Raw genomic sequence first — 13,877 nt, 5'->3', positions numbered from 1 at the left:
AGGGTCAGCCCTTCGTGGAGGGGATGAGGGTCTTCATGGCCTCGAGCACCTCGGCCTCGTCCGGCATGGCCGTCGAGCACTCGAGCTTGCCGACCACGACGGCCCCGGCGACGTTGCAGAACTGGAGGATGCGGGTGAGGTCCCAGCCGGCCAGGAGGCCGTGGCACAGGGCGCCACCGAAGGCGTCGCCGGCACCGAGGCCGTTGACGACGTCGACGTAGACCGGCGGCACCTCGACGCGCTCGTCCTTGGTCGCCGCGAGGACGCCCTTGGGGCCCTGCTTGACGATGGCGAGCTCGACGCCGCGCTCGAGGAGGGCGTCAGCGGCACGCTGGGGCTCGGTCTCGCCGACGGCGACCTCGCACTCCTCCTTGTTGCCGATGGCGACGGTGACGTGCTCGAGCGCCTTGCCGACCTGCTCGCTGGCGAGCTCGGGGCTCTCCCAGAACATCGGGCGGTAGTCAAGGTCGAGGATGGTCAGCGGGCTGCGGCCGCGGGCCTCCCAGGCGGCGAAGTGAGCGCCGCGCGAGGGCTCCTGCGAGAGGCCGGTGACGGTCGCCCAGAAGATCTTCGCGTCCTTGACCGCGTCCATCGGCACGTCCGAGGCCTCGAGCATGAGGTCCGGGGCGATGGGGTGGCGGTAGAAGTACAGCGGGAAGTCGTCCGGCGGGAAGATCTCGCAGAACGTGACCGGGGTCGGCGGGCCGAAGGGCACCGCGGGGCCGGTGGTGATGAAGGCGGGGTCGACGCCGAGGCGCTCGGACTCCAGCTTCACGAAGCGGCCGAAGGCGTCGTCCCCGGTGCGGGTGACGAGGGCGGCCTTGCGGCCGTACCGCGCCGCCGCGACGGCGACGTTGGTCGCGCTGCCGCCGAGGAACTTCTCGAAGGTCTTGACCTCCTCGAGGCCCACGCCGTGGTCGAGGGGGTAGATGTCGACTCCGGTGCGGCCGATCGACACGAGGTCGTAGGCCTGGTCGTTCGCTGTCACGACGTGACTCCGTTCTGGGTAGAGCGCGGCCCGGTCTCACTCACGGGCACGTCCGGAGACAGGGACTCCGGGGGACGTGACACCAGGTTCGCGTGTGAGGCTCGTCTCGTCAAGAGATTGTCCTAACAACTTCACTTTAGACCTGACATGGCACGACGCCAACCCCGGGTCGGGGGTCGGGCACGAGGTCGGACGAGGCCCGCCCCGGAGCCCTCGGGACGGACGGCTCAGCGCGCGACGAGCGTCGTGGAGAAGCTGTACCGGTCGGGGTGGTACGCGTGCCGGCCGAGCTCGATGGCCCGGCCGGTGTGGTCGTAGGTGAGCCGCTCCATGGTCAGCACCGGGGCGCCCGGCTCCATCTCCAGCAGCGAGGCCTCGTCCGGGGTGCACGCCCGGGCGCCGATGCGCTGCTGGGCGATGCGGATGCCGACGCCACGCGAGCGCAGCAGCTGGTAGAGGCCGGCACCCTCGAGCGAGGCCGGGAGCAGGTCGGCGAACTCACCGGGCAGGTGGTTGTCGAGCACGGCGACGGGCACGCCGTCGGCCATGCGGCGGCGACGGATGTGCAGGACGGGGTCGCCCGCCGGGAGGCTCAGCCGCGCCGCCACGTCCTCGTCGGCCTCGAGCACCTCGTGGTCGAGCAGCGTCGTGGTCGCGCTGATGCCGGCCTGGCTCAGGTCCTCGAAGAGGCTGGTGAGCTCGACCGAGCGCTCGACCTGGCCCTGCACCACCTGGGTGCCGATGCCGCGCTGGCGCACGAGCAGACCCTTGTCGACGAGGTCCTGGATGGCGCGGCGGATCGTGGGGCGCGAGATCTGCAGCCGCTCGGCGATCGCCATCTCACTCTCGATCCGGCCGCCGGCGGGGATGACGCCGCTGCGGATCGCCGACTCCAGCCGGCTCGCGACCTGGGAGTACATGGGCAGGGGGCTCGTGCGGTCGAGGTCCGCGAAGAGCTCCTCGGGCCAGTGGGCCTCCTCGAGGGCCATGTCAGCCTCCTCGTCGCGGGGTCGGACGCCCCACGCAGGTTAATTGTCTCAACATTATGCCCACATGGTCGCAGATGGGCCGGAACCGCGACAGGGCGACATCGTCGCAGTTCAGCGGCCTGCGACCGGACCGGATCGCGTCACGTCGATGTCTGACAGGTCGCCCACAGGGGCGAAGCGGGACGAGATCGAAGTCACTAGCACGTGCTAGTGTGCCCGGCGCCACGTCAGATGACCTACGACATCCCTGGAGACGAAAGGTTCACCATGGCCAGCTCCAGCGCTCCTGCGCATACGTCCGACACCCCGTCCAACCTCCCACCGGACACCCCCGGCCCGCACGTCTCGCGGCTCCGGCTCATCACGGTGGTGGCCACGTTCGGCGGTCTGCTCTTCGGCTACGACACCGGTGTCATCAACGGCGCCCTCGAGCCGATGACCGAGCAGCTCGGACTCACCTCGACCACCGAGGGCATCGTCGTCAGCATCCTGATCTTCGGCGCCGCGATCGGCGCCCTGCTCGGCGGCCGCCTCTCCGACAGCTTCGGCCGTCGGCACAACATCATCTGGCTCGCCGGCCTCTTCATCGTCGGCACCATCGGCTGCTCGCTCTCCCCCAGCTGGGAGGTCCTGACCGTCTTCCGCTTCATCCTCGGCCTGGCCGTCGGTGGCGCCTCCACCACGGTGCCGGTCTACCTCGCCGAGGTCTCGCCCTACGAGCGCCGCGGCTCCCTGGTGACCCGCAACGAGGTCATGATCGTCCTCGGTCAGTTCCTCGCGTTCATCATCAACGCGATCATCTTCCAGATCTGGGGCGGCGAGGAGCACGTCTGGCGCTGGATGCTCGTCGTGGCCGTGCTGCCCGCCTTCGCGCTGCTGTTCGGCATGCTGCGGATGCCCGAGAGCCCGCGCTGGCTCTCCGGCCGCGGCCGTGACGACGAGGCCCGCGAGGTCCTCCACCAGGTCCGCTCCCCCGAGCGCGCCGACGCGGAGATGGACGAGGTCCACGCGCTCATCGAGGAGGAGCAGGAGGCCCAGACCGGCGGCTGGTCCGACCTGGCCGTCCCGTGGGTGCGCCGGCTGATCTTCATCGGCATCGGCCTGGGCATCGTCCAGCAGGTCACCGGCATCAACTCGATCATGTACTACGGCACGCAGCTGCTGCAGGACGCCGGCTTCTCCGCCGAGGCCGCGATCATCGCGAACACCCTCAACGGTCTCGCCAGCCTCCTCGGCATCACCGTCGGCATCCTGCTGATCAACAAGATCGACCGCCGCACGATGCTGCTCGGCGGCTACGGCCTCATCATCTTCTTCCACCTCGCGGTGGGCCTCGCCGGCAACTTCCTGCCCGAGAACGACTTCAAGCCCTACGCCATCCTCGTGCTGGTCGCGCTGTTCGTGTTCTTCATGCAGGGCACGCTCGGCCCGCTCGTGTGGCTGATGCTCGCCGAGATCTTCCCGCTGAAGATCCGCTCCTTCGCCATGGGCACCTGCGTGTTCGTCCTCTGGATCACCAATGCGCTCGTCGCCTTCGCCTTCCCGCAGGTCGTCTCCGCCCTCGGCATCGGCCCGACCTTCTTCATCTTCGCGGGCATCGGCGTCCTCTCCACCCTGTTCATCTACTTCTTCGTCCCCGAGACCCGGGGCAAGACGCTCGAGCAGTTCGAGGCGGAGATGAGCGCCTGACCGGCGCCGCTCCCCACCGACGACACGAAAGAAGGCACGCATGTCCATCCTCGTTGCCGTGACCGACAGCCCCGAGGGCAGCAAGGCGCTCGTCGCCGCTGCCGATGAGGCCCAGCTGCTCGGCCAGAAGCTCTACGTCCTCAACCTCGCTCTGCGATCCCTGGCCGACCTCCCGGTCGTGGACGCCGGCGTGGAGATCATCAACCGCAAGGGCCGCGGCGACCGCGACCCCGTGCACGCCGTGCTCGACGAGATCGAGAACCTCAAGATCGACCGTCTCGTCATCGGCATCAAGCGCCGCTCGGCCGTCGGCAAGGCCCTCCTGGGCTCCGTCAGCCAGCGCCTGCTGCTCGAGTGCCCCGTGCCCGTCGTCGCCGTGAAGGTCGACGCCTGACACGCAGCACCTGCTCCACCCACGCGAACCCGGTCCCGCTTCGGCGGGGCCGGGTTCGTGTCATTTCGGCGCCCTCCGGGCGCATGTTCGCGCGCTTATACCCCTGTTCTTCGCTCCGAGCCCTCGGCACCGACGCTCGCAGGCTCGCGGTCGTCACCTCGCCATCGTCGCTGCAGAACAGGCGTCGCGCGCGAACGCTTCATGGGTCCGGAAGCACTGATCCCCCAGAGGCACAGGGGATGTGTCTCTGGGGGATCGGTCAGGCTGCGTCGCCGGAGGCGACCGATGAATCAGCCCCAGCGCTTGATGTGCTTGTCGATCTCGCTGCGCATGTGGTGGGTGGACGCGTCGCGGCGGTCCTCCCACGCGAACACGCACGAGGTGAGGATCGCGTCGTCGTCCTGGGCGAACTTCATGGTGCCGAGCTTGGAGAAGAAGGCGTCCCAGTCCAGCTCGCCCTGGCCGATGTCGAGGTGCTGGTGCACGCGCACGGCGTTGCCGGGAGGGTTGGTGATGTAGCGCAGGCCCGAGGACGCGGTGTGGTCGAAGACGTCCGCGAGGTGCACGTGGGTCAGCAGGTCACCGGCGTAGTCCATGATGTCGACCATCTCCTGCGCGGAGTGGGCACCGTGGTGGAACGTGTGCGGGCAGCAGTACAGGTAGGAGACCAGCGGCGAGTTGATGCCGCGGATCATGTCGATCGAGGTCTTGGCGTCCTCGACGAAGTCGTCGGGGTGCGGCTCCAGGCGCAGGCGCATGCCCTCGCGCTCGAAGACCGGCATGAGCTCCTCCATCGAGCGCCAGAACTGGCCCTCGGAGGTCTCGGCGTCCTCAGGGCGACCGTTGAACTCGGAGTTCATGATGTCGCAGCCGAGCTCGGTGGTGAGCTCGATGGCGCGCTTCCAGTAGCGGACGGCGGCCTGGCGCTGGATCTCGTCCGGGCCGGACCAGCGGTAGAGCGGGAGGTGGCAGGCGATCTTCACGCCGGCGGCGTCCAGGGCCTTCTTGAAGCCCTTGACGGTGTCGTCGTTGGCGCGGGCGTGGAGGAAGAACGGGGTGAAGTCCTCGCGGGGCGAGAGCTCGATGTACTCGAAGCCGAGGTCGGCGACGACGCCGGGCAGCTGCGTCAGCGGCACGTCGCGGTACATGTACGGGTCAAGCGCGATCTTCATCTGGGTCTGTCTCTCCGTGTCGGTGGTGCTGCGGGGCGACGTCCGCGGCCGGCGGGGCGGCCGCGACGTGACGGTGCCGCCGACCGCGACCCGGGGCTGGCACGGCCCGGGAGGCGGTCGACGGCGGAGGCCGCCCGCGAGAGGTGGCGCGGGCGACCGGGACGCCTGCGAGGACAGGCGTACGTGCGTGGGGCTCAGGCGTAGAGCGCGGGCTTCTCGACCAGGTCGACGCCGACGCGCTCGCCGGTCTGCAGGGCCTGGACGCCGGCGGCGCACACGGCGGTGGCGGCGTAGCCGTCCCAGCTGCTGGGGCCGGTGAGGGGCTCGCCGGACGAGACCTGGGCGACCCACTCGGTGAACTCGGTGTCGAAGGCCGAGCGGAAGCGGGCCTGGAAGTCACCGGGCACCTGCACGGAGACGGCGCCGTTGGCGCGCACGGCGGTGAGGCCGCGGTCGGCCAGGGCCACGGTGCCGTCCTCGCCGATGACCTCACCGCGGATGTCGTAGCCGTAGCGGATGTTGACGGAGGTCTCGACGTGGATGATCGCGCCCGTCGAGGTCTCGACGGTCATGAGCAGCGGGTCCTGCAGGTCGTCGCCGCCCTCACGGTCCAGGCCGTGACGGTTGGAGCGGGGCGCGATGACGCGGATGCCGGTGATCTCGGCGTCCAGCAGCCAGCGGGCCACGTCGAAGTCGTGCACGGCGGTGTCGACGATCGCCATCTCGCGGGTGTAGATCGCAGGCACGTCGGGGTTGCGGTGGCCGGACATGAACACCAGCGGGGCGCCGATGACGCCCGAGGCGATCGTCGCCTTCATCTCGCGGTAGGCGGCGTCGTAGCGGCGCATGTAGCCGACCTGGACGAGGCGGGAGCCGTGGGCGACCTCGGCCTCGATGATGCGCAGGGTGGCCTCGGCGGTGGTGGCCAGCGGCTTCTCGCAGAAGACGTGCTTGCCGGCGGCGATGGAGGCGAGCACGAACTCCTCGTGCGTGGGGCCCCAGGAGGTCACGACGATCGCGTCGACGTCGTCGGCGTTGATCACGGAGTGGCCGTCGGGGTGGACCGTGATCCCGTCGTACCGGGAGGCCACCTCCTTGGCCAGGGTCTCGTTGTGGTCGGTGATCGCGGTGACGGTCGCGCCGGGGACGAGCCCGTGCAGCCGCTCCACGTGCTGCTGGCCGATCATGCCGGTGCCGATGACGCCGATGCGCAGGGTCATGGGGTGTCTCTTCCTCGAGGGGTCCGGGCCGGCCCGGACGGTGGGGTCTGTGGGGAGGGTGTGCTGCGTGCCGGAGCGGCAGGTCAGCGGATGCCGCGCCAGCGGCGGACGGGGCCGAGGCCGCAGCCGGCGTAGTAGCCGGCCGTGCGGGCACCGATCGGGAACGGGACGTGCGGCTCGACCGGGTAGAGGTCCTGCTCGATGATCGTGAAGATCTCGCGGTCCAGGACGCCCAGGGAGTCGAGGAAGGTGGGCATGTGCGGCTCCCCGGCCCACGGCTCGCACATGACGCCGTGCTGCACCGCGTCCGAGAGCGGGAGCTTCTCCTTGATGACCATGGCCCGCACCTCGGGGTCCACGGACTTCAGGTGCACGTAGGTGATCCGCTCGGGGAACTTCTCCACGATGTCGACGTTGTCGCCGTCGCAGTAGGCGACGTGGCCGGTGTCGAGGCAGAGGTTGACCAGCTCGGGGTTCGTGTCGGTCAGGAACTTCTCGATGCGGTCCTGGGTGTCGACGTGGGTGTCCGCGTGCGGGTGGAAGACGAGCTTCACCCCGTAGGACTCGTACAGGTAGGCGGCCAGCTCGTCGGTGCCGGTGACGAGGTTCTTCCACTGCTCGAGGTCGAGCTCGGCGCCCTCGGTGGCGGTGCCGGTGTGCTGGTCGGTGTACTGCTCGGGCAGGTGCACGAGGTACTCGGCGCCCACGGCCTGGAGCAGGGCGGCCTCCTGGCCGAACTCCTTCTTGGCTTTCTCGAGCGCCTCGGCGCCCTTGTGCAGCCCGGCGAAGACGGTGCCGCCGGAGACGGTGAGGTCGCGCTTGGCGAGCTCGTCCTTCAGCTGCGCGGGGTCCTGCGGCATGAAGCCCTGCGGGCCGAGCTCGGTGTAGGCGTAGCCCGTGGCCGCGATCTCGTCGAGGTACTGCTCCCAGCCGACCTGATGGTCGTCGCGGGCGAACCACACGCCCCACGAGTCGGGGGCGGTGCCGAGCTTGAGCTTCGAGAGGTCGGACATACGGTGCTACTCCCTTGCAGCGCTTGCGGGGCGGCCGTGACACAGGCAACGTGAGGCCGACCACGTGTGGTGGTGGGCACAATGGGACTAGCACGTGCTAGTTCGTGTCAAGTGGGCGCGGTGCCCCAGTTTTTCACCCTCCCACGACGGGTGAGGGCGGACGCCGGCGTCCGGCTGCGTCGTCGCAGGTCAACGCCCCTATTCACCCCACCTGGGGCGGGGTGGTGGTCGCGGGGCACGACGCAGGACTCAGGAATTTCCCAGCTGTCAACCCCGACGGGGCTCCGCCGAGCTGCTCCGCGCGATGAACGTGGTGGGCACCACGAGCTCGCCGGTGCGTCGCACGGTGCCGGGCTCCGCCTCGATGCGGCGGACCGCCACGTCCACCGCGGCGCGCGCGAGCATCTCCGGGTCCTGCCGGGAGGTGGTGAGGTCGATGGCGCTCAGCCGCGACATCGGGTTGTCGTCGAAGCCGACCAGCGAGACGTCCTGGGGCACCCGCACGCCGTTGCGGGCCAGCGTGAGCAGCAGCCCGATCGCGGCGGAGTCATTGGGCACGAGGACGGCGGTGGGCAGCCGCGGCCGCTCGAGCAGCGCCAGGCCGGCGGCCGCGCCGGCCTCCTCGAAGTAGTCGTCGTCGCGGTAGTCGCCGGGCACCGTCACGAGGTCGACCTCACGGCCCAGGTCGCGCACCGCGGACTCGTAGCCGCGGCGGCGCAGCGGCCCGTCCGGCATGGAGTCGAGGGTGACGAAGGCGATCTCCTCGTGGCCGAGCGAGACCAGGTGCTCCACGGCCGCGCGCATGCCCTCGTCACCGGCGGAGCGGATGACGTCGTAGTCGCCGTTGCGGGCGCCGCTGCCGACGGAGACGACCGGCACGAGCACCCGGTCGACGAGGCGGGCCATGAGGCCCTCCTCCAGCGGCGCACCGATGAGCAGGAGCGCGGCGCAGCGGTGGCCGACCAGCTCCTCCACCGAGGCCTCGAGCCCGCGCGTGTCGGTGAGGGCGGAGAGCACCACGTCGTACCCGTGCTTGGCGGCCAGCGGGTAGATGGCCTCGACGATCTCGTGCTCGGCCGCGTGGGCCGGCACGAACAGCACCCCGAGCGTCCAGCTGCGGGTCTGACGCAGCGTGCGGGCACCCGTGTGCGGCGCGAAGCCCAGCTCGCGGGCCGCCTCGCGCACCCGCGTCCGGGTCTCCTCGCTGGCCCCGGGGGCGTCGCGCATGACGATGGAGACCAGCTGGCGGGAGATGCCCAGATGGCGCGCCACGTCCGCCATCGTGGGCGGCTTGCCCACCGCGCCGGACCGGTTCTCGCTCACCTGGCTCCCCCTCGCCGGTTCGTCCTGGGCAGCCACCCTAGGCCAGGGGCCACGGCCAGGTGTCGCAGGTCTCATGTCACGTGCCAGTCAGGTGCGCCGGTCCGTACCAGCAGGCGGGCTCTGCGGGCGCCCGATGGGCGGGTCAGAGGGTCACGAGCAGCAGGACGCCCGCCACCAGGCTGAGCACGAGCGCGATCCACTCGAACGAGCGCTGGTCGAGCCGGTGGATCACCTTCACGCCCACCCAGGCGCCGACGGCGAGCGCGGGGACGAGCGCGAGGTCGAGCACCAGCGAGCCGGCGTCGATCAGGTCGAGGTTGGCGCTGAACGGCACCTTCATCAGGTTCACGACGAGGTAGAAGTAGGCGCTCGTGCCGAGCATCTGGAGCTTCGGCATGCCCGCGGCGATCAGGTACATCGCCATGATCGGGCCGGCGGCGTTGGCCGTCATCGTGGCGAAGCCGGCCACGAAGCCCGCTCCCACGGCGAAGGCCCAGTGCTGGCCCAGGCGCGACTCCGGGTTCGCCCGTTTGGCCCACAGCTGCACGAGGACCAGCACCACGATGATGGTGCCGATGGTCGCCTTCATGACCTGGTCGTCGACCACGCCGATGAACAGCCAGCCGGCCACGAGGCCGGGCACGACGGCCGGCAGCACCCTGAGCAGGACCGACAGCGAGCCGCTGCGCCGGTAGGTGCTGACCGCGATCACGTCGCCGGCCACGAGCAGCGGCAGCACGGCGCCGGAGGAGGCGCGGGCCGGGAGCGCGAGGGCGAACAGGGCGGAGGAGACCGCACCCACCCCGCCCACGGCGGTCTTGGCGAAGCCGACCAGGAAGGCCGCGACCAGGAGGAGCACCCAGTCCAGCGGCGACAGGGTCGGCATCAGGGAGGTCAGCACGGGGCTCCTCGGCTCGGGTCGGGCCCGACGCCGGCGACGTCAGGCCGATCCAGTCTGGAGCACGTGCCACACGAGGGTGTGCCGGGGGTCACGGAGCGGACCCCCGGCACGGGGGCGAGCGGTCAGAGCTCGCCGGTGAGGAACTGCGCGCGCCCCATCCCGAAGGACCAGTCGGCGCGGGTGTTCTCGGAGACGTTCACCATGAGGTCCTCCGGGCGGACGCCGGCCTTGAGCTCGAGACGCTCGGCCAGCGCGGCGTAGAGCGCCTGCTTCTGCTCGGCGGAGCGGCCCTGCTGGAGCACCGAGATGACGACGACGCCGTCGGTGCGCTCGAGGCCGAGCCCGGTGTCCTCCAGGATGATCCGCCCAGGCTTGTGCTCGGTGACCACCTGGTAGCGGTCGCGCGGCGGGGCCGCGAACACTTCCTCCATGCACTCCTGCACGGCGTCGGCGATGGCGTGGATCTGCTCGAGGGTGCGCCCCTCGACGAGGTCGATACGAACGAACGGCATGCTTTGAGCATATGTCATGACATATGCACAAACCAGGTCATCTAGGTCACCCACCCCGACGGAATACGCGGTCCCGGCCCCGGGGCCCGTCGGCGGCTAGGGTGCAGCCACTTGTCCGACATCCGACCGGTTCCCGCCCAGCCTGGGCACGAACCCACCCGAGAGGTGCCGCCCGTGCCACGCGAGTCCCTGGTCAGCGTCGTCGCCAACGGGCTCCTCTCGCGCATGGTCTCCGGGGACCTCCCGGCCGGCACGCTGCTCCCCTCGGAGCTCGTGATCGGCGAGGAGTACGAGGTCTCCCGCCTGACCGCCCGCGAGGCCATCAAGCAGCTCGCCGCCATGAACGTGGTGCGCACCGAGCGCGGCCGGGGCAGCTTCGTCAACGAGGTCGACCGCTGGACGTCGATCGAGGCCGTCGCCCGGGCCGCGACGGCCAGCGGCGGCGCGCGCGCCATGTCGCTGCAGGTCCTCGAGATGCGGCGGATGATCGAGGTCGGGGCCGCGGAGCTCGCCGGCCCCCGCGTCACGGACGAGGACGTGGCCGCTCTCCGCGCCCACCTCGACGCCATGCGAGCCGCCCACCACAGCAGCGACGTCGACTCCTTCGTCGAGCACGACCTCGCCTTCCACGACGTGCTGCTGCACGCCTCGGGCAACCTGCTCGTGCCGGTGATGTTCGACCCGGTGCGGCGCCTGCTCGCCGAGACGCGGCTGGAGACGTCCGAGGTGCCGGAGATCCAGGCGCACGCGCTCGTCCACCACGAGAACGTGCTGGTCGCGGCCGAGGCGCGCGACGCAGAGGCCTGCCGCGCGGCCATGGCCGGGCACATGCAGCAGACGCTGGACGACCTGCACACCTACGTCCTGAAGGACTGAGGCGCCACCCCTCCGACCCCCCGCCCGGGGGCCGTCAGTCGCGCCCGGACGCCGACCGACAGGGCCACTGGAACGTTTCAGGCCATGTGACGGCCGTCTCGTGATGTGGACCATGCCTTCACGTTGACGCGACTCAGGTCACACACTTACTGTCAGATGTCTGACATCAGAGAACTAGCCCGGAAGTAGCTCCCCCATGACCACCATCACGCAGGTCCTGGCCGGCCACGCACCGTCGCCCACGACCAGCGCCGCCGAGGTCGAGGCGAAGGCCGCGAAGGCCCCCGTCCTCGTCGTCCTCGACGACGACCCCACCGGCACCCAGCCCGTCGCCGGGCTGCCCGTGCTGACCCGCTGGACCGAGGCCGACCTGGCCTGGGCCCTCGAGCAGCAGGTCCCGGCCGTCTACGTGCTCACGAACACCCGCAGCCTCGACCCGGCCGAGGCGGCGCAGCGCAACCGCGAGGTCGCCCGCTCGGCCCGCGCCGCGGCGGCCGCCGCCGGCGTCGAGGTCACGTTCGTCTCGCGCGGCGACTCCACCCTGCGTGGCCACTTCCCGCTGGAGACCGACACCCTCGTCGAGGAGGTCGCCGCCGACGTCACCACCGCGAGCGGCAGCACCGTCGCCGGGCACCAGGTCGACGCCGTCCTGCTCGTCCCCGCCTTCCCGGACGCCGGCCGCGTGACCGTCGACGGCGTGCACTACTGGGTGACCGACGGCGAGGCCGTGCCGGTCGGCGAGACCGAGTTCGCCAAGGACGCCACGTTCGGCTACTCCTCCTCCGACCTGCGCGACTGGGTCGCCGAGGTGACCCAGGGCCGGTACGCCGCGGCCGACGTGCTCAACGTCGACCTGCGCACCATCCGAGAGGGCGGCCCCGAGGCCGTCGCCGAGGTCCTCGAGCAGGCGACCGGCGGCCTCCCCGTCGCCGTCGACGCCGTGACCGAGGAGGACCTGCGGGTCGTCGCCCTCGGCGTCCTGCTCGCCCAGGAGCACGGCCACACCTTCGTGCACCGCGTCGGGCCGACCTTCGTCCGCGCGCTGATCGGCCTCGAGCCGCCGGCCCCGCTGGACCCCGAGACCGTCTACGGCGCCGAGGGCGGTGCCGCGACCGGCGGCCTCGTCGTCATCGGCAGCCACGTCGCCCTCACCACCCGCCAGCTCGCCGACCTGCGCGCCAGCGACGTCGAGCAGGAGGTCGTCGAGCTCGAGGTCCCGCTCGTGCTGGACCCCGCGCAGTCGCAGGCCCACGTCGCCGACGTCGTGGCCCGGGTGAAGAAGGGGCTGCAGTCCGGCACCGTCGTCCTGCACACCTCGCGCACCCTCGTCCGCGTCGAGGACGGCGCCAAGAGCCTCGACATCTCCCGCACCGTGTCGGCCGCCCTGGTCGGGGTCGTGCGCACGGTCGTCGACGAGGGCGTGGGCGGCGAGGCCGGCACGGCCGGTCCGCGCTTCGTCATCGCCAAGGGAGGCATCACCTCCTCCGACACCGCGACCGAGGGTCTCGGCATGAGCCGCGCCATGGTCCGCGGTCCGATGCTTCCCGGCATCGTCTCGCTGTGGCAGCCCATGGACGGGCCCGGCCTCGGCACCCCCTACGTCGTCTTCGCCGGCAACGTCGGCAACGACGACTCCCTGACCCACGTCGTCCGCACCCTGTCCGAAGGAGCCACCCGATGACCGCCACCGCCGTCACCCCCGAGACCAGCACCCCCGCCGAGGGCCTGTCCGTCTGCGTCCTGGGCCTGGGTGCCATGGGTCTGCCGATGGCGCAGAACCTGACGACGGTCGCGACGGTCCACGGCTTCGACCCCGCCGCGGCGCGCGCCGAGCTCGCCGCCGCCTCCGGCATCACCGTGCACCCCGACGCCCGCTCCGCGGCGGCCCCGGCCGACGTCGTGCTGCTCGCCGTGCGTGACGGTGCCCAGCTCTCCGAGAGCCTGTTCGGCGAGAACGGCATCGCCGAGGTGCTGTCGGCCGGCTCCGTGGTGCTCATGACCAGCACCGTCGGCATGGGCGTCGTCGTCGAGGCCGCCGAGAAGCTGGCCGAGCTGGGCATCGGCCTGGTCGACGCCCCGCTGTCGGGCGGTCCGGCCCGCGCCGGCGCCGGTGACCTGCTCGTGGTCGTGGGCGGCACCCCGTCCGACCGCGAGAAGGCCCAGCCGGTGCTGGACGCCATGTCCTCCACGCTCGTCGTGGTCGGCGACAAGGCCGGCGACGGCCAGGCCATGAAGACCGTCAACCAGCTGCTCTGCGGCGTCCACATCGCTGCCGCCGCCGAGGCGCTGGCGCTGGCCGACAAGCTGGGCCTCGACCTGCAGCGCACCCTCGACGGCCTCCAGGCCGGTGCCGCCGCCAGCTTCATGCTCGGCAACCGCGGCCCCCGGATGCTCCAGGCCTGGGACGAGGACGGTGCCGAGGTGCTCAGCCGCCTCGACATCTTCGTCAAGGACCTCGGCATCGTCGGCAAGGCGGCCCGCGAGCACCACCTCGCCGCCCCGGTCGCCGTCGCCGCCGAGCAGCTCTTCCTCCTCGGCGAGGCCCAGGGCCTCGGGCTGGCCGACGACTCGGCCGTCATCAAGACCCTCGCCCCGCAGCGTCCCGCTCAGGACTGACGTTGCTCCGATAGTGCGCGACGACAAGCACCGGTTCGCGCCCGTTCCGGGTGCTTTTCGTCGCGCACTATCCGCCTGACCCCCCGCTCCCCGCCGGCTGGCGCCCCCTGTTGCCCGCCGGTTGCTGTGCCCTGCGCACGCACGCAACACACTGCTGTCCATGCGGCCTCGGCCGTCCACTCTC

At 71.1% G+C, this 13,877-nt stretch carries 13 protein-coding genes; 5 read left to right on the top strand and 8 right to left on the bottom strand.

All coding sequences use genetic code 11. From position 1 onward, the window contains the following. Window positions 1-4: 4 nt before the first annotated feature. Window positions 5-988, bottom strand: coding sequence for a 5-dehydro-2-deoxygluconokinase (gene iolC / locus M8316_RS03890; RefSeq protein ID WP_250052189.1), 984 nt, complete (start codon window positions 986-988; stop codon window positions 5-7). Window positions 989-1,215: 227 nt separating this feature from the next. Then, window positions 1,216-1,977 (bottom strand): GntR family transcriptional regulator, encoded by a 762-nt coding sequence (locus tag M8316_RS03885; RefSeq protein ID WP_250052187.1) that lies wholly within the window; start codon window positions 1,975-1,977, stop codon window positions 1,216-1,218. Between the two features lie 267 nt (window positions 1,978-2,244). Here M8316_RS03885 and M8316_RS03880 point away from each other — a divergent pair, with 267 nt between their 5' ends. Together M8316_RS03880 and M8316_RS03875 are read left to right on the top strand one after the other, a co-directional pair. After that, window positions 2,245-3,666: a sugar porter family MFS transporter gene (locus tag M8316_RS03880; protein WP_250052185.1), complete on the top strand. Its 1,422-nt coding sequence runs from the start codon at window positions 2,245-2,247 to the stop codon at window positions 3,664-3,666. Window positions 3,667-3,706: 40 nt separating this feature from the next. After that, the gene (locus M8316_RS03875; RefSeq protein ID WP_250052183.1) at window positions 3,707-4,060 is read left to right on the top strand and encodes a universal stress protein; all 354 of its coding nucleotides are present in this window, start codon (window positions 3,707-3,709) and stop codon (window positions 4,058-4,060) included. Between the two features lie 290 nt (window positions 4,061-4,350). On the opposite strand, the gene M8316_RS03870 is transcribed toward M8316_RS03875, so the two are convergent. The 6 genes from M8316_RS03870 to M8316_RS03845 form a co-directional block, all read right to left on the bottom strand. Beyond that, the gene (locus M8316_RS03870) at window positions 4,351-5,232 is read right to left on the bottom strand and encodes a sugar phosphate isomerase/epimerase family protein (protein ID WP_250052181.1); all 882 of its coding nucleotides are present in this window, start codon (window positions 5,230-5,232) and stop codon (window positions 4,351-4,353) included. Window positions 5,233-5,426: 194 nt separating this feature from the next. Beyond that, on the bottom strand, window positions 5,427-6,452 hold the full coding sequence (locus M8316_RS03865) for a Gfo/Idh/MocA family protein (protein WP_250052179.1): 1,026 nt from the start codon (window positions 6,450-6,452) through the stop codon (window positions 5,427-5,429). 83 nt (window positions 6,453-6,535) lie between these two features. After that, entirely contained in the window at window positions 6,536-7,465 is a 930-nt protein-coding gene (locus M8316_RS03860) for a TIM barrel protein (protein WP_250052178.1), read from the bottom strand. 267 nt (window positions 7,466-7,732) lie between these two features. Then, complete coding sequence (locus M8316_RS03855; protein ID WP_250052176.1) at window positions 7,733-8,788, bottom strand: LacI family DNA-binding transcriptional regulator; 1,056 nt, start codon at window positions 8,786-8,788, stop codon at window positions 7,733-7,735. 142 nt (window positions 8,789-8,930) lie between these two features. Beyond that, window positions 8,931-9,689: a sulfite exporter TauE/SafE family protein gene (locus M8316_RS03850; RefSeq protein WP_250052175.1), complete on the bottom strand. Its 759-nt coding sequence runs from the start codon at window positions 9,687-9,689 to the stop codon at window positions 8,931-8,933. Between the two features lie 122 nt (window positions 9,690-9,811). After that, window positions 9,812-10,201 (bottom strand): tautomerase family protein, encoded by a 390-nt coding sequence (locus M8316_RS03845; RefSeq protein ID WP_250052174.1) that lies wholly within the window; start codon window positions 10,199-10,201, stop codon window positions 9,812-9,814. A 174-nt stretch (window positions 10,202-10,375) separates the two neighbouring features. On the opposite strand from M8316_RS03845, the gene M8316_RS03840 reads away from it, so the two are divergent. From M8316_RS03840 to M8316_RS03830, 3 genes are all read left to right on the top strand, one after another. Continuing rightward, window positions 10,376-11,077: a FadR/GntR family transcriptional regulator gene (locus M8316_RS03840; protein ID WP_250052173.1), complete on the top strand. Its 702-nt coding sequence runs from the start codon at window positions 10,376-10,378 to the stop codon at window positions 11,075-11,077. 196 nt (window positions 11,078-11,273) lie between these two features. Further along, window positions 11,274-12,758, top strand: a complete 1,485-nt coding sequence (locus M8316_RS03835) for a four-carbon acid sugar kinase family protein (protein WP_250052172.1) — start codon at window positions 11,274-11,276, stop codon at window positions 12,756-12,758. Continuing rightward, on the top strand, window positions 12,755-13,693 hold the full coding sequence (locus M8316_RS03830) for an NAD(P)-dependent oxidoreductase (protein WP_250052171.1): 939 nt from the start codon (window positions 12,755-12,757) through the stop codon (window positions 13,691-13,693). The genes M8316_RS03835 and M8316_RS03830 overlap by 4 nt, the downstream gene beginning before the upstream one ends. The last annotated feature ends 184 nt before the right edge of the window (window positions 13,694-13,877 follow it).

This window comes from Nocardioides bruguierae (assembly GCF_023554635.1).
GTDB classification, from domain to species: domain Bacteria; phylum Actinomycetota; class Actinomycetes; order Propionibacteriales; family Nocardioidaceae; genus Nocardioides; species Nocardioides bruguierae.
Note: the sequence above shows the minus strand (reverse complement) of the source record. Positions and strands in the feature narration are given on the sequence as shown.

Bases quoted from the DNA above. Each gene is read 5' to 3' on its own strand.
- M8316_RS03885 (WP_250052187.1), bottom strand. From the start codon at position 1,977: ATGGCCCTCGAGGAGGCCCACTGGCCCGAGGAGCTCTTCGCGGACCTC.
- M8316_RS03880 (WP_250052185.1), top strand. From the start codon at position 2,245: ATGGCCAGCTCCAGCGCTCCTGCGCATACGTCCGACACCCCGTCCAAC.
- M8316_RS03875 (WP_250052183.1), top strand. From the start codon at position 3,707: ATGTCCATCCTCGTTGCCGTGACCGACAGCCCCGAGGGCAGCAAGGCG.
- M8316_RS03870 (WP_250052181.1), bottom strand. From the start codon at position 5,232: ATGAAGATCGCGCTTGACCCGTACATGTACCGCGACGTGCCGCTGACG.
- M8316_RS03865 (WP_250052179.1), bottom strand. From the start codon at position 6,452: ATGACCCTGCGCATCGGCGTCATCGGCACCGGCATGATCGGCCAGCAG.
- M8316_RS03860 (WP_250052178.1), bottom strand. From the start codon at position 7,465: ATGTCCGACCTCTCGAAGCTCAAGCTCGGCACCGCCCCCGACTCGTGG.
- M8316_RS03845 (WP_250052174.1), bottom strand. From the start codon at position 10,201: ATGCCGTTCGTTCGTATCGACCTCGTCGAGGGGCGCACCCTCGAGCAG.
- M8316_RS03835 (WP_250052172.1), top strand. From the start codon at position 11,274: ATGACCACCATCACGCAGGTCCTGGCCGGCCACGCACCGTCGCCCACG.
- M8316_RS03830 (WP_250052171.1), top strand. From the start codon at position 12,755: ATGACCGCCACCGCCGTCACCCCCGAGACCAGCACCCCCGCCGAGGGC.